The 21,287-nt window shown below is 62.6% G+C and carries 17 protein-coding genes; 5 read left to right on the forward strand and 12 right to left on the reverse strand.

Annotated features, from left to right (window positions below; all coding sequences use genetic code 11):
* The first annotated feature begins 228 nt into the window (after positions 1-228).
* Both AC3WOG_RS13880 and AC3WOG_RS13885 read left to right on the forward strand, forming a co-directional pair.
* Positions 229-690 (forward strand): hypothetical protein, encoded by a 462-nt coding sequence (locus AC3WOG_RS13880; protein WP_341312540.1) that lies wholly within the window; start codon positions 229-231, stop codon positions 688-690.
* A gap of 576 nt (positions 691-1,266) precedes the next feature.
* Complete coding sequence (locus AC3WOG_RS13885) at positions 1,267-2,418, forward strand: branched-chain amino acid ABC transporter substrate-binding protein (protein ID WP_492578542.1); 1,152 nt, start codon at positions 1,267-1,269, stop codon at positions 2,416-2,418.
* A 1,021-nt stretch (positions 2,419-3,439) separates the two neighbouring features.
* On the opposite strand, the gene AC3WOG_RS13890 is transcribed toward AC3WOG_RS13885, so the two are convergent.
* Both AC3WOG_RS13890 and AC3WOG_RS13895 read right to left on the reverse strand, forming a co-directional pair.
* Positions 3,440-5,284 carry a DUF3857 domain-containing transglutaminase family protein gene (locus tag AC3WOG_RS13890; protein WP_492579795.1) on the reverse strand — a complete coding sequence of 615 codons (1,845 nt, stop codon included), beginning with the start codon at positions 5,282-5,284 and terminating at the stop codon, positions 3,440-3,442.
* Between the two features lie 98 nt (positions 5,285-5,382).
* Positions 5,383-6,282 (reverse strand): helix-turn-helix domain-containing protein, encoded by a 900-nt coding sequence (locus AC3WOG_RS13895; protein WP_492578543.1) that lies wholly within the window; start codon positions 6,280-6,282, stop codon positions 5,383-5,385.
* A gap of 116 nt (positions 6,283-6,398) precedes the next feature.
* On the opposite strand from AC3WOG_RS13895, the gene AC3WOG_RS13900 reads away from it, so the two are divergent.
* Positions 6,399-6,941 carry a hypothetical protein gene (locus AC3WOG_RS13900; protein ID WP_492578544.1) on the forward strand — a complete coding sequence of 181 codons (543 nt, stop codon included), beginning with the start codon at positions 6,399-6,401 and terminating at the stop codon, positions 6,939-6,941.
* Between the two features lie 835 nt (positions 6,942-7,776).
* On the opposite strand, the gene AC3WOG_RS13905 is transcribed toward AC3WOG_RS13900, so the two are convergent.
* The 9 genes from AC3WOG_RS13905 to AC3WOG_RS13945 form a co-directional block, all read right to left on the reverse strand.
* Positions 7,777-8,436 (reverse strand): hypothetical protein, encoded by a 660-nt coding sequence (locus AC3WOG_RS13905; protein ID WP_492578545.1) that lies wholly within the window; start codon positions 8,434-8,436, stop codon positions 7,777-7,779.
* 566 nt (positions 8,437-9,002) lie between these two features.
* Positions 9,003-9,824, reverse strand: a complete 822-nt coding sequence (gene hutG, locus AC3WOG_RS13910; protein ID WP_492578546.1) for an N-formylglutamate deformylase — start codon at positions 9,822-9,824, stop codon at positions 9,003-9,005.
* Positions 9,825-9,896: 72 nt separating this feature from the next.
* The gene (locus tag AC3WOG_RS13915; RefSeq protein WP_492578547.1) at positions 9,897-11,294 is read right to left on the reverse strand and encodes a formimidoylglutamate deiminase; all 1,398 of its coding nucleotides are present in this window, start codon (positions 11,292-11,294) and stop codon (positions 9,897-9,899) included.
* A 9-nt stretch (positions 11,295-11,303) separates the two neighbouring features.
* The gene (hutI, locus tag AC3WOG_RS13920) at positions 11,304-12,527 is read right to left on the reverse strand and encodes an imidazolonepropionase (protein WP_492578548.1); all 1,224 of its coding nucleotides are present in this window, start codon (positions 12,525-12,527) and stop codon (positions 11,304-11,306) included.
* A gap of 78 nt (positions 12,528-12,605) precedes the next feature.
* Positions 12,606-13,199 (reverse strand): HutD/Ves family protein, encoded by a 594-nt coding sequence (locus AC3WOG_RS13925; protein ID WP_492579796.1) that lies wholly within the window; start codon positions 13,197-13,199, stop codon positions 12,606-12,608.
* Between the two features lie 77 nt (positions 13,200-13,276).
* A complete protein-coding gene (gene hutU / locus AC3WOG_RS13930; RefSeq protein WP_492578549.1) occupies positions 13,277-14,965 on the reverse strand; it encodes a urocanate hydratase in 1,689 nt (562 codons plus the stop codon).
* A gap of 56 nt (positions 14,966-15,021) precedes the next feature.
* Complete coding sequence (gene hutC / locus AC3WOG_RS13935) at positions 15,022-15,717, reverse strand: histidine utilization transcriptional repressor HutC (RefSeq protein ID WP_492578550.1); 696 nt, start codon at positions 15,715-15,717, stop codon at positions 15,022-15,024.
* Positions 15,718-15,748: 31 nt separating this feature from the next.
* On the reverse strand, positions 15,749-17,272 hold the full coding sequence (gene hutH / locus AC3WOG_RS13940) for a histidine ammonia-lyase (RefSeq protein ID WP_492578551.1): 1,524 nt from the start codon (positions 17,270-17,272) through the stop codon (positions 15,749-15,751).
* Positions 17,273-17,553: 281 nt separating this feature from the next.
* Positions 17,554-18,450 carry a LysR substrate-binding domain-containing protein gene (locus tag AC3WOG_RS13945; protein WP_492578552.1) on the reverse strand — a complete coding sequence of 299 codons (897 nt, stop codon included), beginning with the start codon at positions 18,448-18,450 and terminating at the stop codon, positions 17,554-17,556.
* Between the two features lie 107 nt (positions 18,451-18,557).
* Between AC3WOG_RS13945 and AC3WOG_RS13950 the strand changes: the two genes are divergently transcribed.
* Complete coding sequence (locus tag AC3WOG_RS13950; protein WP_492578553.1) at positions 18,558-19,535, forward strand: NAD-dependent epimerase/dehydratase family protein; 978 nt, start codon at positions 18,558-18,560, stop codon at positions 19,533-19,535.
* Between the two features lie 109 nt (positions 19,536-19,644).
* The gene (locus AC3WOG_RS13955; RefSeq protein ID WP_492578554.1) at positions 19,645-19,827 is read left to right on the forward strand and encodes a hypothetical protein; all 183 of its coding nucleotides are present in this window, start codon (positions 19,645-19,647) and stop codon (positions 19,825-19,827) included.
* A 51-nt stretch (positions 19,828-19,878) separates the two neighbouring features.
* On the opposite strand, the gene AC3WOG_RS13960 is transcribed toward AC3WOG_RS13955, so the two are convergent.
* Positions 19,879-21,234 (reverse strand): APC family permease, encoded by a 1,356-nt coding sequence (locus AC3WOG_RS13960; protein WP_492578555.1) that lies wholly within the window; start codon positions 21,232-21,234, stop codon positions 19,879-19,881.
* Positions 21,235-21,287 lie beyond the last annotated feature (53 nt).

Here is a 21,287-nt window from a genome sequence, read left to right on the forward strand (position 1 = left end):
ACTCGACCAGAACGGTCAAACAAAGTCTATCGACAGCCGCGCGTAAGAAAATCCCCCGCGCGCGGAAGGCACTGTTCCGTACTGTGTGAGCAATCCGCGGCGAGCGCGGCTGGGCGTGCGGTCGGCGATTGTCATCCGGCCGTCCTATAATGCCTGCCGCGTGGGCGAAGCATCCGCCCGCCCGCGCGGCATTTTTTCAGCATCCGGCATTCAGCAAACGAGGCATCGATGGACGGTTATATCCGCAGCGAGCGGGAAGAATATTTTGAGCAGTTGTGCATCAGCGTCGACGCTGACGAAGCTCACGAGCAGGAAGCGATCGAGTACTTCGAGAGCCAGTTCGACGAAGCCGACTTCGATCCGGCCCAGTGGCTCGACATCGCGCTCTACTATTCGCCAGCGGTGGCGCGCGGCATCATCGACATGGTGACGCCCGACGACAAGGCACGCAGCAACATCGCCGAAGTGATCGCCGACAACCTCGACATCTCGTACGGCGAGGACGAATGCCAGCAGTTTGCCGAGACCATCGAGTTCGCTCTCAACAACGGCGTGCCGGTCGATCTCGACCTGGTGCTAGACGGCTGCCAGCGCGCCATCGACGACCTCGACACCTGGGCCGATGAAGACACCAAGGCGCCGCTCTTGCGCCTGCGTGAAGAATTGCTGCGCCAGCAAGGCGAGCACTAAGGGCCTAGCTTTAACCCGCTGATTTTCCGGCGCATTCGCGGCCTGGCGGCTGCGGATGCGCCGCTGTAGTAAAGCCGGCGCACTCGCGCCGGTTTCCTGAGCCGGGTTATCTACTTCGCTTTCTCTGCTTCGCTTTCCCTGCTTCGCTTTCGCTGCACCGCTTTCCCTGCTTCGCTTTCCCTGCACCGCTTTCCCTGCACCGCTTTCCCTACACCGCACTCTCGCACCTCTTCCTCGCACCGCGTTCTGCAGCCGATTTTCTTAAGCATGTGCCGCAATCCGCATCTACGCGCCCGGTCTGACAGGCCGTCAGCCCAAGCGCTGCGCCGTCTATGCCGAAATGCTCATTCAAAGCGCCGCGAATTGCCAAGACGGCTGCAAATTGGCTTTTTATATTCGCGCCAGATGTGACGGGCGCGTGCTTGCCACTCCGCTAATCCAGCATTGTTTATGGAGACGGATCATCCGTAGTCTGACGATGCGCGCGATGCGAACGGGAGACGGTTCGCGCGCGTCGATCCAGCGTTACTGCCTTGCTGCTTTCACAACCTGAAACTGACGATGGAAGGAGAGACCATGAGTCTTCGCAACCCGCTGAAACCGCTTGCACTGATCGTTGGCGCCGTCTTCGCGATGGGGCCGCTGGCCAGTTTCGCCGACGACCTGCCGGTCAAGATCGGCTTTGCTGCGCCGATGACGGGGGCCAACGCCGGCTACGGCAAGGATCTGGAAAACGGCGTACGGCTTGCGATCGAAGAAGCCAACGCCCAGAAGATCAAGATCGGCGACAAGGTCGCACAATTCCAGCTCGTCTCCGAGGACGACCAGGCCGATCCGCGCATTGGCGTGCAGGCCGCGCAGAAGCTGGTTGACCAGAGCGTATCGGCGATAGTGGGCCACTTCAATTCGGGCACGACGATTCCTGCCTCGCAGATATACGAACAGGCTGGCATTCCGGTGATCGACCCGGCCGCGACCAACCCGATCATTACCGGGCGAGGTTTTGCGAACACCTTCATGGTGATTTCCACCGATGCGCAGAACGCCGGCAATGCGGGGGTTTATGCCGTCGAGGTGACCAAGGCCAAACGGATTGCGATCATCGACGACCGGACCGCGTTCGGCCAGGGCGAGGCCGACGAGTTCGAGAAAGCGGTGAAAGCGCACGGCGGCAACATCGTGACGCGGGAGTACACCGATAATCATGCTGTTGATTTCAGCACGCAGCTCACCAAGATCAAGTCGACTAATGCAGATCTGATTTTCTTCGGCGGGCTGGATACGCAGGCTGCCGGGTTTGCCAAGAAGATGAAGCAATTGGGGATGACCGCTCAACTGGTGGGCGGCGGCGGCGTGGTGGATCCCGAGTTCATCAAACTGGCCGGCGATTCGTCTGAAGGGGTGATGGCATGGGAGTATGGCAGGCCGTTGGCTCAGTTGCCTGGCGGCAAGGATTTTTCTGCCAGGTTCAAGAAGAGATTCGGGGTGGATATTTTGTCGTACGCGCCATTTGGATACGACGGGGCATGGGCGGCTATTCGTGCCATGCAGCAGGCTAAGTCCAGTTCGCCGGCTGTTTATCGGCCTGTGCTGAAGGGGATTGATTTTGACGGTGTCACCGGGAAGATTTCTTTTGATAATACCGGGGCGTTGAAGAGCGGGGCTTCTACGCTATATCAGGTTAAGGGGGCGGTTTGGGTGCCGGTTGTTACTAAAGGTGGGAGTTAAGGTTTTTTTGCCTGCGCGGCGCTTTATGTCTGTGTGCCTACGGTGGTGGCTTTTTTCTTTTCTTTTTGGTTTATTAGCGTTCCCCCTGTGCGGGGGAGCACCTACTTTTCTTTGCCTGCCGCAAAGAAAAGTAGGCAAAAGAAAGCGGCTTTACACCGCCAGCTCCTAAGCGGGTCCCCTGGCTTGGAGGGCGTAGTGGCGCATCTGGAATCGGTGTTCTCGCGCACTCCGCGTGAGTGACAAGGCCGTCATACTTCCGGCGGCGCTGCGCGCGCCGTGGCGGTACTTCACAAAACCGTCGGGCGTTTCCGTGCCTGTGGTTGTCCAGGCATAACGGCTTGTCTTCGCTGCGCTAGCGGCGCTTCCATGCCTGCGGTTGTTCAAGCGTTATGGATTGTCTTTGCTGCGCTCGCGTAACTCGCGGCTGCGCTCCTTTACTGCGCCAGCATAACTCGCGGCTGCGTTCCTTTGCCGCGCTGGCATAACTCGTGGCTGCGTTTCGTTCGGCGAAGTGGCCCGCACTCCCACAATTCAACGCCCCGCCGAGACACAGCCGATGGCCCCAACCACGCACAAACGAAGCCACTGGTTTCCCTTGCAGACCGTCCCGGCGAGCACGCAGTGCGAGGCGGGAAGGGATGATGCGGGAAACGCGTACGCCCCATCGGTTTTGAGAAGTACCGCTACGGCGCGCGCAGCGCCGCCGGAAGAATGACTGCCTTCTCACAAGCGCGGAGTGTGCGAGGGCACGGATTCCAGATGCGCCACTGCCTCCTCCAAGCCAGGAGACCCGCTTAAGAACTAACGGTGTAAAGCCGCTTTCTTTTGCCTACTTTTCTTTGCGGCAGGCAAAGAAAAGTAGGTGCCCCCCCGCACAGGGGGAACGCTAATAAACCAAAAAGAAAAGAAAAAGCCACCACCGCAGGCACACAGACATAAAGCGCCACGCAGGCAAACAGATCAAGAAAGAACCACCGCCGTAGGCAAACACCCCACCCAGGCGCTACGCGCAAAAAAACCACTATTTCAAAACCTTAACAACAACCTCAGAATCCAAATCCCTTTGAATCCGAACCAGATCCGACTTCACGTCGAGAAACTCAGTAGAAGAACACATCTGATGCCCAAACCCGGCCCGAAGGTGCCGCTTAACCTGCAATACCCACTCCGCAGGATCAAACACATAGTGAGAAGAAAAATCAAAAAACCGATCTTTCACCGCCGCATCAGGCGGCACATCGATCACTTGAACAAACCTTGGCAATGCCAACTCCAAAGTCTCATCAAACTCCCCTCCAATACAAGCCCATGGCTGCGTCCTTAAAGGCTCCGCAAGCCACGCTTGCACCTGACTCACCATGCCGCCAGACAAGCTGGTCAAAGCCGGCACAGCAGTCGTCCCATCCTTCCAGACAAAATGCTCCACCCGCCCTTGCATCGAAGTAGAAAAAGGCCCATCCATCGCGGCCACATCGCCCGTGCGCAATTGCGCAGTCCCATGCAGCCCCGTCTGCAATAACCTGCCCGCGGCAATCAGCTGGGTCCGCTGCCGCGTCGCCCTACGAAACATATTGCGCTCGAGCTCCGCCGTCGACCCTGCATCCTCCACGCGATATGCGTAATTAGCCGCCCCGTTCTCATCGACATCGACCTGCAAGCGCGCAGTCCGCTCGCGCAACTGCGTGGCCGGCGTGCGCGACAGCACGCCCTCGTCGACCAGCAGCGCGGGCCGGTCCATCACGCTCGCCGGCAAATAACCAAAACTAACGCCGCCCGCCGTCGTGTCGGCATACAAAGACAACTCAGGAATCCAGACGATCGCATGATTGATCGCGCTCCCGCCATATCCCGGCACGTCCGGCAAACTGTAGTACGGCCCGAGATTGAGCAGCACGGCCTCGCTGCGAATGCCCACCGCAGCGAGCAACGCACCGTACAACGCGACGTGATCCTTGCAGTCGCCGTAACGGTTGCGCAGAATGTCGATCGCCTTGTGCGGGATCGCCGCCGTCTCGCCGAGAAACAACGCTACGTAGCGAATGTTCAACCGCATCCAGTCGTACAGCACCTGCGCCTTCGCGCGCGGATCGGTAGCCTGCGCAGTCAGACCCTGTGCGAGGCGCACGATCGCCGGGTCGTTGATCGTCGCGTCGACGGCCGGTCCGCGATAACGCGCGGCGAAACTCGCGAAGTCGGGCACCGTCGATATCATCAGGCTGTCTCCCCAGTTCGCATAGCCGACCGCGCCCGCTTCGAGCGGCGCATACGGGCCGTGCCGATAATCGAATTCGTAGCGGGTACGGCCGTTCTCGTTGACCGGCGGCAGCGCGACGTAGCCGCGCGCGTCGGTATAAAGCGGCACGTCGGCGGGTAAGTCGAAGATCAGACGCTGCATCTCGACCGGCTCGCGCGTCGGTTCGACCAGGTACGCAAAGGTGCCGGCCTGCAAAGGCTTCGTGCGCGTCTTGCGAAACGCCAGATGCACGCGTGAGCCGGGCTCGACGCCCGGAAAAATCACCGTGCGCAATACGCCGTCCTGGAAATTCGGCGCGCCGGCCGAGCGCGGTTCCTGCACGTCGCGGATCGCCTCCGGGCCGACCGGGTGCGCCACGCCGTTCGGGTCGATCGTTTCCGCAACCAGCAATTGCACCTGCTCGATGTCCTTGTTGAACCACACGTAGCGTTGCGCGATATCGTCGACGCCGCTCGTCGTGTCGGCACGCAAAATCGTGTCGTCGTGTTCTTCCACGGAACCGTCTTTCTGGATCACGAAGAGGTGGACGTCGCGCTCCATCGTCGACGGTGCGAGATCGTCGCTGGCGGCGGGCTCGCCTGCATACGCGGTAGCGACGCACGCGCCCAGCATCAACGCGGCGGCTAGCTTCACGAACGCGAAGCACCACGTCATGTGCGGCGCGCCCTGCCCCAACGCGGCGGCTAGCTTCAAGAACGCGAAACACCGCGTCATGTGCGGCGCGCCCTGCCCCGCGCGCGCCATGCTCGCGGACTCGAAGCAAACTCCGCGCGAAACGCGTGATTGAAATTCGATAGATCGTTGAAGCCGCAATCCAGTGCGACGTCGACGATCTTCGCGCCGTCGTCGTGAAGACGCAGCGCCGCCGCTCGCAAACGCGCCCGCAGAATGTATTGATGCGGCGTCACACCGGTCACCCGCTGGAAGGTCCGCAGGAAGTAGAACTCACTCAAACCCGCCGCCGCGGCAAGGCTCGCGAGCGTATGCGGCGCGGCGGGCGCATCGTCGATCAGACGCACGGTCTGCGCGACGCGCGACCATGCCGCGGCGCTGGCCGGCTGCCCTGCGCGCGTCAATGCGCCGGCCGCATCCAGGGTCGCGACGGCCAGTTCGACGGCAAGCTCGTCCCATACCGGTTTGCCCACCTCGGAGGCCCCGGCACAGGCTCGCGCGATCAATGGCGACAGCGAACGCAGCGCCGGCATCCCCGCGCGCCTGAAGTTCAGATTGCCGTTTGCGATGCCTGCGTCGGCGGCGAGCTGCTCGAAGTAAGCCGGCGCATAGCGAAACGCGATACAGCGATCACCGGCCCCGTGCCGATGGCCGCACTCGAAGCAGTCGCCGTTGTTGCCTAGCAGCAGCGCCCCCGGGGTCAGCAGTTCGCGCCCCGCCGCAGCCCGGTAGCCGAACGAGCCGGCGACCACCATCGCGATGCACACGCCGCCGTGCCGCTCCTCGAACGGCTGATCGCGTGGTCCAAAGGTGCAAAGAATGTCCGCGACGTCCCAGCCCGCGCCCTGCGCCAACGGGCGCGCGGCCATGCTGCCGCGCGCGCCTTCCCGTGCGCGTTGCGCGAGCGCCTGCTGCAAAGTGACGGCAATTTTCCCCAAGATGCACCTCGGCTGAGTCCGTATTCTGGTTTTAGCACATCGGCGGCCGGCGCGGTTTTGCCGCTTGCGGCGCGCTGCCGCCTCGCTAAACACCTGAAGGAGGACACACGATGAACATGCTGGACAACGATCTGGAGCGCGGCTTCCAGGACGCGTTAAGCGCGCCTGCTCGCGCCACTGACATTGACGCCGCCGACGACGTCTACGGCTGGCTGATCGGCAGTTGGGACATGGACGTGGTGCACTACCGCGTCGACCTCGGCGCCGAGCGCCGGCGCGGCGAGATTCATTTCGGCTGGGTGCTGGAGGGCCGCGCTGTGCAGGACGTGTGGATCATGCCGCCACGTGGCGAGCGGCCCGCGGGGCTCGCCGTCACGGACGACATGTACGGCACCACACTGCGCGTCTGGGACGCAGCGCTGCGTGCGTGGCGGGTCACCTATATCAATCCACGGACTGGACAGCGCGATGAACTGATCGGCCGACGCGTCGGCGATGCGCTCGTGCAGATTGGCACGCATGCCGATGGCACGCCGATTCGTTGGAATTTTACTGATATCACCAGGGATGCTTTTCGCTGGACTGGTGTTGCGCTCGCGCAGGACGGCGTGACCTGGAGGCTTGAAGCTGAGTTTCATGCTCGGCGCAGACCTGCCTGAAGATGGTCTTTTCCTGGTTTTTTTGCCTTTGGCGGCGGTATTGTTCTGTGTGCCTACGGTGTTGGCCTTTTCTTGCTTTGTTTGCCTGCTCGGCGCTTTGGGTTGTACGCCTGCGGTGGTGGCCTTTCCTTGATTTCTTATTGGTCTATTAGCGTCGCCCCTGTGCGGGGCAGGCACTTACTTTCTTTGCCGCCGCAAAGAAAGTAAGCAAAGAAAGCGGCTTCACACCGCTAGTTCTTAAGCGGGTCCCCTGGCTTGGAGGAGGTAGTGGTGCATCTGGAATCGGTGTTCTCGCGCATTCCGCGCTGGTGACAAGGCAGTCATTCTTCCGGCGGCGCTGCGCGCGCCGACGCGGTACTTCACAAAACCGACCGCGGGTATGCGTTTCCGGCGCTATTCTTCCTGCTCCGGTCCGCACTGCGTTCTTCGCGGATGGGGTTTCCCTGGTAGGCCGTTCCGGCGAGCCCACAGGCGAGGCGGGAAGAATGATGCCGCAAACGCGTACACCCAATCGGTTTTGAGAAGCACCGCGTCGGCGCGCGCAGCGCCGCCGGAAGAATGACTGCCTTGTCACCAGCGCGGAGTGCGCGATGACACAGATTCCAGATGCTCCACTGCCTCCTCCAAGCCAGGGGACCCGCTTAAGAATTGGCGGTGTGAAGCCGCTTTCTTTGCTTACTTTCTTTGCGGCGGCAAAGAAAGTAAGTGCCTGCCCCGCACAGGGGCGACGCTAATAAACCAATAAGAAATCAAGGAAAGGCCACCACCGCAGGCGTACAACCCAAAGCGCCGAGCAGGCAAAACCCCCAATCACTCGCTCCGCGAAATTAAACCCTTATTCTCCAATTTGCCCCAGCAAGGCCTGCAACTTCTCAACATGCCGCAACAACAAATGCCGATGCTTCTCAATCTGCTCCAGCCGCCCGGCAAGATCAGCCTGAATAGGATCATCCAGATCGGCGGCAGCAATCACATCCTCCACTTTCGACCGCATCGCGGCCAACTCCACCGGTGCATGGCTCAAATGCCGCTCAAACCGCCTGACGTCCTGCACCGCCAGATCCCGGACCTTGCGGAAATGCGCGTGGCGCCGATGCGCTTCGGCATCGAGCGTCTCCTCCTCCACGCGCTTGGCCGGCGCCGCCTGGCCGAAAATCGGCTCGGGCGGCCGCAGCACCGTTTTCTTACGCACCGGATGCGCAGTGCCCCGAAAACGCGCGAGCGGCATTTCATTGTCGATCGCCTCACGCGCATTGGCCGGTATGTCCTGCTCCGTGTGCGGCGTGTTCATCCAGCCGTTCGGCAAACCAGTGACCGCCTCGATGCCACGCACGAACTCCTCGCTGAATTCGCGCTGGCCGGACAGCATTAATTTCAGGTAGCTGGCGGAGAAGGTCATCATGCGCGCGAGACGGGTCGCGGCACCAACCTCGCGGGTCAGCAGCACCAGGTTCGCTCGCCAGACCGGGAGCAGCAATTCGTCGGAATCTTCCATCGCTGGGTCTTCCATCTCTTTTGCCCGATGTATGGATGATGCGCTCGCACGCGTCATCTTTCCGAAAGGGTAGCCGTTTCACTGCATGGCGTGCAATGGCGGCGCACTCACCCGGCAGTTTTCGATTTGCCGAAGTTACACGCTACCGCGTGCAGCCGGCTTCACGGACCGTGAAGGTGTGCGTTTTGCATTGACACAGGTTCCAACTCAGCGCACGCGATGTGTAGCCTCCCGCGGAATTTTTCGGCACGCATTGCGCTGTTTCGCCAGCACCACCACGTCGATTTACAGACAGGCCGGCTTCCCTTCCGACCGGTCGAGTCATATTGACGGCCGCTGGCAAATGCTGCAGCGCCCTATACGTTCTGCGCGAAACCGGCAGCATGCAATCACGGACACATGCTGTTACACCTTTGTCGTGCAACGGCGGCAAAGGCAGAGCCCCGCAAAACGCGGATTAGCCTGACAAATACTGCGGGGAAGATGAGGTGAACACTGACGCGGCGCCGGGAGCTTGGCGCCGCTTGAGAGGAGACAGGCGTGTTGCGCCGCAGCGGCGCGGAAAGTCAGGCCGAGGCGATCCGGTCCAACGCCGTCGTCACCAATTTTTCAAGCAAGGGTTCGACCTTCGCGGCCAGCGTTTCGTCGTATGCATACGGCATCTGTTCTTCCATATACGTAATCTGCGACAACTCGAGCTGCACCGCGTGCACGCCCTGCGCCGGCTGCCCATACTGGCGCGTGATATAGCCGCCCTTGAAGCGCCCGTTCGCGACCGCCGAATAGCCGCCATGCCGCTCGACCACAGCGGCCAATTCCTCGCCCAGTCCCGCCACCGCACTCGCCCCGTTGGACGTGCCGAAGTTGAAATCCGGCAGACGTCCTTCGAAAAAGCGCGGCACCTGCGAGCGGATCGAATGGGCTTCCCACAGCAGCACCTTGCCGTGCTTCGCCTTCAACGCGGCGAGTTCGCCTGCCAGTGCATCGTGATACGGCTTCCAGTACGCATCGCGCCGGCGCGCGACTTCGGCGTCGGTCGGCAGATGGCCTTCGCGGTACAGCGGTTCCTTGTCGAACGTATCGACCGGCAGCAAACCGGTGGTGTCCTGCCCCGGATAGAGATTCGCGCCATCAGGCGGACGGTTCAGGTCGATCACATAACGCGCGTACGAAGGCGACAGGATCGACGCGCCCATGCGCTTCGCGAACGCATACAGACGGTCGAGGTGCCAGTCGCAGTCGTCGGTGCGCTGCGCGACGGGCGTCATCGTCGCGGCGATGTCGGCGGGGATTTGCGTGCCCAGATGCGGGATCGAAATCAGCAACGGCAGGTTTCCTCGATGCAACGTGAAAACCGGCGGAGTAGTTGAAGTAGGCGAAGCAGTCATGTCAGTCCGGAATCAATGGGATCGAAGGCTCAATCACGTAAGCAACCCACGTAAGCAACCCACGTAAGCATCTCACTTCAGCAAGTCCGCGAGCGCCACGCGGTAGCGCGCGTAAGCGCCCTCTTCGTCGCGATGCCGGCGGTTGTCGACGACCTTGTCGCCGCCCGCGTAGACGTCGCGAATCGGCGACTCGCCATGCTCGCAGAATACAACGCCCGAGAGCCACGCGTGCGGCGCGTGCTCAGCGATGCTCGAATGATCCGCGTCCAGCACCAGCCAGTCGGCGCGCCGGCCGGCCTGCAACGCGCCGATCGTGCGGCCTGTCGCGTGCGCGCCGCCTTCGAGCGCGGCGTCGAACAGCCGGTCGGCCACATGCGTGGCTTGCGCCGATGCCAGCACATTGCGTTGACGGCGCGTGAGGCGCTGGCCGTATTCGAGCAAACGCAACTCGGCGCGCCAATCGACGCCGATATGGCTGTCCGAGCCGACGCCAATGCGCCCTTGCGCTTCGAGATATTCATACGCCGGGAAAATGCCGTCGCCGAGATTGGCTTCGGTGGTCAGGCACAAACCGGCGACCGCGCCGCTCTTCGCGAGCGCAAGCGTTTCGTTCGCATCGACATGCGTGGCATGCACGAGGCACCAGCGGCTATCGACATCGAAACGATCGAGCAGCCATTGCACCGGCCGCGCGCCTTCGGTTTCCAGACACGCGTCGACTTCGGCCGTTTGCTCGGCGATATGAATATGAACCGGCGCGCTTGCATCGATGCCGTTAAGCAGCGCGCGCAACGACTCCGCGGATACCGCGCGCAACGAATGTGGCGCCACGCCGTAACGCAACGCGGCGCTTTCGGGACGCGCCGCGCGCAAGGTGCCGAGCAGATCGAGCAGGCTGTCCGGCGTATTGATGAAGCGCCGCTGATCTTCACGCGGCGCGCGTGAGCCGAAACCGCTGTACTGATACAGCACCGGCAGCATCGTCATACCGATGCCGCTCGCCGATGCGGCATCCACCACACGCTGCGCCAGTTCCGCTTGATTCGCGTAGCGGCTGCCGTCAGGCGTGTGATGCACATAGTGGAATTCGCAGACCGACGTATAGCCCGCCTTCAGCATTTCGATGTAGAGCCACTGCGCGACCGACGCGAGCCCTTCAGGCGTGATCCGCGCGGCAAAGCGATACATCAGATCGCGCCAGCTCCAGAAATTGTCGGTAGCCCCGGTGCCAGAAGCGGCGCGATATTCAGTGAGACCTGCCATCGCACGCTGAAATGCGTGCGAGTGCAGATTCGGCATGCCAGGCAGTACGGGACCCGCGGCTTTCTGCACGCCGGCAGGCGCGGCGGCCATGTCGGCCTTGACCGAGCTCAGCGTGCCCGTTGCGTCCCACGCCAGCAGCACATTGCGGCGCCAGCCATCCGGCAGGTACGCATGGTCGGCGAATAGCGATTGCTTCGATTGCGTCATCTTCAGGCCTTAGCTCAATTCACGCCGCGCATAAACCGTCTCGCCCGCGCGCACGACCCGCGCGCACAACGGACGCCCAATCCAGTAAGCCAACTCCGCCAGCGACTCGACCGACCACACGGCGAAATCCGCTGCACGTCCCACTTCCAGCGAGCCGTGCGTATCCGCTTTGCCGAGCGCGCGCGCGGCGTGCGACGTCACGCCTTGCAGTACCTCGGGCACGGTCATGCGGAACAGCGTGGTCGCCATGTTCATCATCAGCAGCAGCGACGTAGTGGGCGACGTGCCGGGGTTGCTGTCGGTGGAAATCGCGATCGGCACCTGATAACGCCGCAGAAGATCCAGCGGCGGCAATTGCGTTTCGCGGATGAAGTAGTACGCGCCCGGCAATAGCACGGCAACCGTGCCCGCTTCTTTCATCGCGGCGACGCCCGCTTCGTCGAGAAATTCGAGGTGATCCGCGGACAGCGCATGATGGCGCGCCGCCAACGCCGTGCCGCCGCCATTCGACAACTGCTCGGCATGCATCTTCACCGGTAGCTTGTAGCGCCCGGCTGCTTTGAACACGCGCTCGCTTTGTTCCAGCGAAAAGCCAATGCGCTCACAGAACACATCGACCGCATCCACCAGACCTTCGTCCGCGAGCGCGGGCAGCATGGTGTTGCAGACTTCGTCGATGTACGCATCGGCGCGGCCTGCAAATTCAGGCGGCAATGCATGCGCGCCGAGAAATGTCGTATAGACCGAGACCGGATAGCGTTCGCCCAGACGGCGCGCAACGCGCAGCATCTTGCGCTCGCTGGCGAGGTCGAGGCCGTAACCGGATTTGATTTCGACCGCCGTGACGCCTTCGGCGAGCAGCGGCTCGAGCCGTGCGGCGGATTGGCGGAACAAGCTGTCTTCATCGGCGGCACGCGTCGCGCGTACCGTGGAGACGATGCCGCCGCCCTGCCGCGCGATCTCTTCGTAGCTGACGCCGGCAAGGCGCTGCGCGAATTCGTCGGCGCGCTGGCCACCGTACACGAGATGCGTATGACAATCGACGAGACCCGGGCTCACCCATGCGCCGTGCAGATCTTCGCGCGACCATGTAGCGTATTCAGCGGGTAAATCGGACGCCGCGCCGAGCCACGCGATCTTGCCGTCTTCCACGGCCATCGCAGCGTCGGGCAGCGTGTGCTGGGGGTCGCCCTGCGGGCAGAGTTTCAGGTGATGCCAGACGGTTTGCTTCATCGCGTGCTCTTTGCAGCTCGTTGCGTGTCTGTGGTGGTTCGCGGCGCGCTTTTTTCAAAGCGTGGCCGTGAACCGTCGTCATCGTTGCGCGTAGCGGATGGTGATCGCGAGCAATGCGCCCGCGCCTTTGACCGTGCATGACAGTGATTGCGGCGTGTCGATGCGTAGCGTGTCGTCTGCGTTCAGTGAAAACGGATGAGCGTCGTTGCCCAACTGAACCTCAACCGAACCGCTTGCGCAGAACAACAGCACCACGTCGGCGGACAGATCGCGTTGCGTTTCGCCGCGCCATCCTTCGACCTCGCCCGCCGCCGCGCCACGCCGCACCATCAGGTTGAAGTCGCGCGTCGCGCCGTCGACCAGACGCGCGTCGATTTGCGCTTCGCCTGCGAAACGTGCGATATCAAGCGGCTGGGTCAATGCATGCGTTTTCAGGCCATTCACATTGTCCGCTTCATCGAGCAACATGCCCGCGCCGGACAACAGCGCAAGCGTGCGATCGATGCCGACGAAACGCGAGAACGGCCCGGCCTGCGCCACATCGGCGACGCTCACGCGCCACACGAATGCATCGAGTCCGGCGCCCGCGGGGAACGCCGCCACTTCGCGCGTGACGCCGCCGCCGTTCTTCCACGGCGCCGCCACGAGGTCGGCGCCGCGGATCAGCGTCACGGTCGCCGTGCTGCTGATCCGCGCGCCGTGAAGCGGGCTTTGAAGCGGGCTTTGATGCGGGTTTTGAAGCGTCACGATCAACGGCCCAGCATCGGCAGATTCAGGCCTGCCTCGCGCGCCGTTTCCTGCGCGAGTTCATAGCCCGCATCCGCGTGACGCATCACGCCGGTGGCCGGATCGTTGAACAGCACGCGGCCGAGGCGCCTGGCCGCCGCATCGGTGCCGTCCGCGACGATCACCACACCCGAGTGCTGGCTGAAGCCCATGCCGACGCCACCGCCATGATGCAGCGAGACCCACGATGCACCGCCTGCCGTGTTCAGCAGTGCGTTGAGCAACGGCCAGTCGCTGACCGCATCCGAGCCGTCCTTCATCGATTCGGTTTCGCGATTCGGGCTCGCCACCGAACCGGTGTCGAGGTGATCGCGGCCGATCACGATCGGCGCCTTCAGCTCGCCGTTCCTGACCATTTCGTTGAACGCCTGGCCCAGACGGTAACGATCCTTCACGCCGACCCAGCAGATCCGCGCCGGCAGGCCCTGGAACGCAATACGTTCGCGCGCCATGTCGAGCCAGTTGTGCAGATGCGGATCGTCGGGGATCAGTTCCTTGACCTTCGCATCGGTCTTGTAGATGTCTTCCGGATCGCCCGACAGCGCGACCCAGCGGAACGGGCCCTTGCCTTCGCAGAACAACGGGCGGATATACGCCGGCACGAAGCCAGGGAAATCGAACGCGTTTTCGACGCCCATTTCCAGCGCCATCTGACGGATATTGTTGCCGTAGTCGAGCGTGGCCGCGCCGCGTTCCTGCAGCGTCAGCATCGCCTGAACCTGCCTGGCCATCGACTGCTTGGCGGGCAGCACGATGCTGTCCGGCACCGTCTTCTGACGCTCGCGCCAGTCTTCGACATTCCAGCCTTGCGGCAGATAACCGTGGATCGGATCGTGCGCGCTCGTCTGGTCGGTCACGCAATCCGGCGTGATGCCGCGCGTCACGCATTCTGCGAACACGTCAGCGGCATTGCCGAGCAGACCGATCGAAACCGGCTTGCCCGCCTTCTTCGCTTCGTCGAGCATCGCCAGCGCTTCGTCGAGCGTCGCCGCTTTCCTGTCGACGTAACGCGTTTTCAGACGGAAGTCGATGCGGGTCCCGTCGCATTCGACGGCGATCATCGAGAAGCCCGCCATCGTCGCCGCGAGCGGCTGCGCGCCGCCCATGCCGCCGAGACCGCCGGTCAGAATCCAGCGGCCCGACGGGTCGCCGTTGAAATGCTGGTTCGCCACCGAGAAGAACGTCTCGTAGGTGCCCTGCACGATGCCCTGGCTGCCGATGTAGATCCAGCTGCCGGCGGTCATCTGGCCGTACATCATCAGGCCCTTGCGATCGAGTTCGTGGAAGTGTTCCCACGTCGCCCAGTGCGGCACCAGATTCGAATTCGCCAGCAGCACGCGCGGTGCGTCCGCGTGAGTGCGGAACACGCCGACCGGCTTACCCGATTGAATCAGCAGCGTCTCGTCTTCGTTCAGGTCCTTCAGCGAAGTCAGGATCTGATCGAAGCAATCCCAGTTGCGCGCGGCACGGCCAATGCCGCCGTACACGACCAGCGCATGCGGATGCTCGGCGACTTCCGGGTCCAGATTGTTCTGGATCATCCGGTACGCGGCTTCCGCGATCCAGGTCTTGCAGGTCTTTTCCGCACCGCGCGGTGCGCGGATCGTGCGGGTTGGGTCCAGACGCGGATCGATATGTTTCGGGTTATTCATAGTGGCCCTCGGAATGTTTGACGATGTTCGGAAAATATTCGGAAAAAGCGGCGAAATCAGAAATGCCCGGTGAAGCGATAGCGGCTGCCGGGATGCCAGAGATTGGCGACCGAAGCGACCTGGCTTTGCGACCACGTGCGCCGATGCAGCACAAGGCAAGGTTCGAGCTCATCCATGGTCAGCAACTGGCGCGTATCAGCGTCGGCAGCCAACGCCTCGATGCGGTATTCGACACGCTGCAGCGGCGCGACACGCACCAGATACTGGTTCGGCGTCGTGGTGGTAAAGTCCTGCAACGCATACTCGGGCGCGACCGCCGGATTGACCCAGCGCTCTTCGAGCTGCACCGGCTCGTCGTTTTCGAAATGCAGCACGCGCGAATGAAACACCGGGCTGCCCGCGCTCACCTGCATTTCCTCGGCGAGCGCTTCGTCGGCGATGCTCGCGCCGATGTGCAGCACGTTCGCCTGATAACGATGACCGCGCGCGACGATTTCGTCGGAAATGCTGCGGATCGCCACCAGCGTCGATTCGTACTTGGGACGGGCCACGAACGTGCCCGAACCCTGCACACGCGTGAGTACCTGCTCCGAGGTCAACTCGCGCAACGCGCGGTTGACCGTCATGCGCGCGACGTTGAATTCGCGCGCGAGCTCGTTTTCGGAGGGCACCTGGTCGCCTTCGGCCCATTCGCCCGCATGGATGCGGCCGAGGATGAAGTCCTTGATGCCCTGGTAGGCCGGTGCGTTCATTGGCTTGCTCTGCCTGACTGTCTGCTTCTGCTTACTGTTCGGAGGCGAACGAGAACGGGCTGTGCCTGGCGATCGTGCCGGATTGCACAAGACGCGTCACGGCCGCGATATCCGGCGCGAAGTAGTGATCGAGTTCGTAATGCGCGACATCCTTGCGCACCGTGTCCATCACCTTCTGCAGGCTCGGGCTGGTCTTGTGCGGCGCGCGCAGATCGACGCCCTGCGCGGCGGCAAGCAACTCGATCGACAGAATGTTCGCGGTGTTCTCGGCGATGTCGCCGAGCTTGCGCGCGGCGAAGGTGGCCATCGACACGTGATCTTCCTGGTTCGCCGAAGTGGGCAGCGAATCGACCGACGCCGGATGCGCGAGCGTCTTGTTCTCCGACGCGAGCGCCGCAGCCGTCACGTGAGCGATCATGAAGCCCGAATTCACCCCGCCGTCGCGCACGAGGAACGGCGGCAGGCCCGACAGCGTCGCGTCGATCAGCAGTGCGATGCGGCGTTCGGCCAGCGCGCCGATTTCAGCGGCGGCGAGCGCGAGATTGTCGGCGGCGAACGCAACCGGTTCAGCGTGGAAGTTGCCGCCCGACAGCACTTCGCCGGTGTCCGGGAAAATCAGCGGATTGTCGGAGACGGCGTTCGCTTCGATCAGCAGCACGTCGGCGGCGTGGCGCATCTGGTCCAGACATGCGCCCATGACTTGCGGTTGGCAGCGCAGGCTGTACGGGTCCTGCACCTTGTCGCAATCGGCGTGCGAGACATTGATCCCGGAACCTTCCAGCAGCGAACGGTAGGCGGTTGCCGCTTCGATCTGGCCTTGATGGCCGCGCAATTCGTGGATGCGCGCGTCGAATGGCTTGACCGAACCCGCTGCTGCGTCCACCGACAAGGCGCCCGCGACCAGCGCGGTGCGGTACAGGTCTTCGATTGCGAACATGTTGTACAGCGCGAGCGCGGTCGAAGCCTGCGTGCCGTTCAGCAGCGCGAGACCTTCCTTCGCTTGCAAGGTAAGCGGCTTCAGGCCGACGAGGGCGAGACCCTCGGTAGCCGGCATGCGCTCGCCCTTCGCGAACACTTCGCCGACGCCGAGCAACGCTGCCGACATATGCGCGAGCGGCGCGAGGTCGCCCGATGCGCCGACCGAACCCTTGACCGGAATCACCGGCAGCACGTCGGCGTTGTACAGCGTAATCAGCGCTTCCATCACTTCGCGGCGGATGCCCGAGTGACCGCGGCCGAGGCTCGACAGCTTCAACGCGATCAACAGACGCACGACCGGACGCGACATCGGCTCACCCACGCCGACCGCGTGCGACAGCACCAGATTGCGTTGCAGCAGTTCGAGCTGGTCGTGCGGAATGTGCGTGCTGGCGAGGCGCCCGAAACCCGTGTTGATGCCATACGCCGGCTCGCCCTTGGCGGCGATGTCGGCCACGGCCTTGGCGCAGGCGTCGATAGCGGCATGGCTGGCGGGATCGAGTTGCAGCGCGACGTGTTCGCGTGCGATCTGGCGCAGTTGCGGGAGGGTCAGGTAGCCGGGCTTCAGAATGATCATGGTTTTGTGTCCTGTCTATACAATTTGAGAGAAGTCTAGCGTCGCCTTCTTGTATATACAACTTGTTTTTGCAGGTTTCGGCCCAGGGGTTTCCATTAGGATGGGATGCTTGCGTAGTATGTATATCGCTTAACCTAGGGGCCTTCGGCGTCCGGGCAGCCGGCATGGCATTCGATGCCCCGCATCCATCAACTTGTCTATACACGTTACACGTTCAAAATATCCCTCGGCAAGCGAACAAAAAAGCGGACAAAAAGATTTCGCGCGCCTGGCGCGGCCCGCTAAAGCCTCACCCGCGACGCCATAAAGTCCAGAAAACACTGCACCCGTCCCGCCAGCGACGCGCTCTGGTAATACACCGCGCTCACCGGCTGACGCTCGTCCACCAGCACGCTGTCGAGAATCGGCACCAGCCGTTCTTCGCGAACATCGGCGGCGGTCATGAAGTCGGCCAGGCATGCAATGCCCCACCCCGACAAGGCCAACTGCCGCAGCGTTTCGCCGCTCGACGCGGTGATCGACGGCTCGATCTTCAGCGACTCGGCGCTGCCCTTTCCGCCCTCCCGCAACGGCCAGCGGTTCAGATGTTCCGGCGCGGTGAAGCCGATCAGCCGATGCGAGCGCAACGCCTCGACCGAGCGCGGTTCGCCATATTCGGCCAGATACGCCGGACTCGCGACCACTCTCAGCTTGCTGCTGCCCAAGGCCCGCGCATGCAAGGTCGAATCCTGCAACGCGCCGATCCGGATCGCGATATCCACCTTCTGTTCGAGCAGATCGACAATCCGCTCGTTGCTGGTCAGCTCCAGACGGATCTCCGGATACAGCGCCGAAAACACCTTCATATACGGCGCAATGCAATGGAGCATGAACGGCGAAGCCGCGTCCACGCGCAAACGTCCCGAGGGACGCTCGCGTCCGCGTCTGACGGACTCCTCGGCCTCTTCCATCGCCTCGAGAATGGCCCGGGCGCGCTGCAGGAAGGCTTCGCCCTCTTCGGTCAACTGCAAACGGCGCGTCGTACGCCGCACCAGCGTGGTGTCGAGTTTCTTTTCGAGGCGCGTCAGGGCGCGGCTCACGCCGGATACCGTCTGCTGCAATTTCTCCGCAGCCGCGGTAATCGAGCCGCTGTCGATCACCGTGACAAACACTAATAACTCGTCTGTTGAGGTTTTCATTGTTGATTTCAAATCAAGATTGATTTGAAACTAGCACGCTTTTTGCGAGAATCAAGACGGTGGATACTGCACTCCTGTCATCGTGTTTCCACTCGCAGGAGAACGTCTTGAAGATTTTCATCACAGGTGCAAGCGGCTTTATCGGCGGTTCCATCGCGGCTCATCTGGTGCGCGCCGGCCATCACGTGCGCGGTTTGATCCGCAAGCCCGAACACGCCGCCGAACTGCAACGCCTGGGCATCGAACCGGTGATCGGCACGCTCGACGACCGCGCGCTGCTGATTAGCGAAGCGCACGCGGCGGACGCCGTCATCAATGCCGCGAGCAGCGACCACGAAGGCGCCGTCAAAGCGCTGATCGAAGGCCTTGCCGGCTCGGGCAAGCCGTTTCTGCATACGAGCGGCTCGAGCATCGTCGGCGATGCGTCGGGCGGCGAAGCGGGCGCAGCGCGCATCTATCACGAAGACGCCCTGCCCGAGCCGACCGCGGATAAAGCGGCACGCGTCGCGATCGATCAGCTCGTACTCAATGCGGCGCAACAGAACATCCGCTCGGCCGTGCTGTGCAACACGCTGATCTACGGACACGGCGCGGTGGCCGGCAGCGCCAGCGTGCAGTTGCCGCGGCTCGTGCGCCAGGCGCAGAAGAGCGGCGTCGTACGGCACGTGGGCAGCGGCGGCAACATCTGGTCGAACGTGCATATCGACGACGTCGCCGAACTCTATCGACTCGCGTTGGCGAAGACGCCGGCGGGCACGTTCTACTTCGTCGAAAGCGGCGAAGCGTCGTTCCGCGACATGAGCGCCGCGATCGCCCGCGTGCTGAAGCTGGGTGCGCCGCAAGACTGGCCGCTGGAAGAAGCGCAGAAGGAATGGGGCTATGAAATGGCGTCGTACGGACTCGGTTCGAACAGCCGGGTGCGCGGTGAGCGCGCGCGCAAACTGCTCGGGTGGCAGCCCACGCGCACGTCCGCGATCGACTGGATCGAGCACGACATGATGTCCCCCCAGGGGACTTCCTTCGGGGCGCCCCCCAAGGGGACTTCCTTCGGGGCGCCCCCCAAGGGGACTTCCTTCGGGGCGTAAGACGTGTAAGCGTCGACGTTGCGAATCCGTAAGCTCAACTCGATAGAATCGCGCCCACAAAATGGTGCGATTCGACAATCCGGGTCGCGCGCGAGCCCGGATTTGATCGATGAACTTGGCGCTGAACTTCGACTGGCTGACCAACCTGCTGGCGATTCTTTTCGTCGTGGCGTGCCTGTACGATGCACGCTACGACGAATACGGCACGCTGACACTGTCGGCGGCCGCGATGGGGCTTGCCGTGATGGCAATCGAAGTCTTCCTCAAGCCCGCTTTCGACATGGCGCTGTGAGTGTGACGCTGCGCCGTGCAGCGTCATGCGTCCCGGCGAGCAGCGCGCCCGTCAAACCGCGACTTCCGGCGGCGCGCGGCGGAAACCGCGCGTGATCCAGCCGAGATAGCACAGCCCCGCCACGAACCACACCGCACCGAGCACCAGCGCGGTCTTCTCCAGGCTCACCAGCAGCCACACATCGGCAATTGCCCCAGCCAACGGAAACAGCAGGCCGCCGATCACGCCCATTGCATCCGCGCCGCCCTTCGCATTGAAGAACTGGCGGATCACGCACAGATTGACCGCAGTGAACGCGAGGAACGCACCGAAGTTAATGAACGAGGTCGAGGTCGCCACATCGAGCTTCAATGCGACCAGACCGATTGCGCCCGCAATCGCGATGTTCAATGCCGGCGTCTTGAACTTCGGATGCACGAAACCGAAGATGCGCCTGGGCAGCACTTCGTCGCGCCCCATCGCATACAGCAGACGCCCCACGCTCGCTTGCGCCGAGATGCCGGAAGCAAATTGCGCGAGGATCAAACCCGCCAGAAACACCGTCACGAAGATGTCACCGCCCACTTTGCGCGCGACTTCGAAAGCGGCCGAATCGGGATCCTTGAACACTGCGCCCGGATGCGCGAGTTGCACCGTGTACGCGGCGATCACGAAGATCGCGCCGCCGATCAGCGCGATCAGCACGATCGCGCGCGGCATCGTCTTCTCAGGCGCGATGGTTTCTTCGGTCAGCGTCGAGACCGCGTCGAAGCCGAGATACGAATAGGCGGCAATCGCGGCGCCGGCCATCGTCGCCGAGAACGGCACGCGCGGCTTGAAGAACGGCTCGGCCGAAATCAAACCGCCGGGGCCGACGGCTGCCGTCACATAGTGGCAGCACAGCACGACGAACAAGGCGACGATCGCCAGTTGCACCACCATCAGCACGATGTTGAAGCGGTTCGCGAGCTCGATGCCGAGAATGTTCAACGCGCTCGTCAACACGATAAACGCGACGATCCAGATCCAGCTCGGAATGTGCGGAAACGCGGCGCTCAGGTACGCGGCGCCGATCAGCCAGATCACCATCGGCAGGAAGAAGTAATCGAGCAAGGTGGCCCAGCCGATCATGAAGCCCAGATGCGCATTGAAGGTTCTTCGCGTGTACGTATACGCCGAGCCGGCTACGGGGAAGAGCCGCGCGAGCTTGCCGTAACTGAGCGCGGTGAACACGATCGCGATCAACGCGATCAGATACGCGAGCGCGGCGGTGTCGTTGCTGGCGCTCGCGAGCACGCCATAGGTGCCGTAGACGATCAGCGGCGCCATATAGGCAAGTCCGAACAGCAATACCGAAGGCAAGCGGAGTGTGCGCTTCAGATGCGCGGCCTGGGTGCTCGTGCGTTCGGCGGTGGATGAAGGGGTCATGCGGTGTCTCCTGAGGCGAATGGGCGAGCGTCGCCGCGGGCGGCGTCGCATAC

It is taken from the genome of Paraburkholderia sp. FW306-02-B (assembly GCF_058782725.1).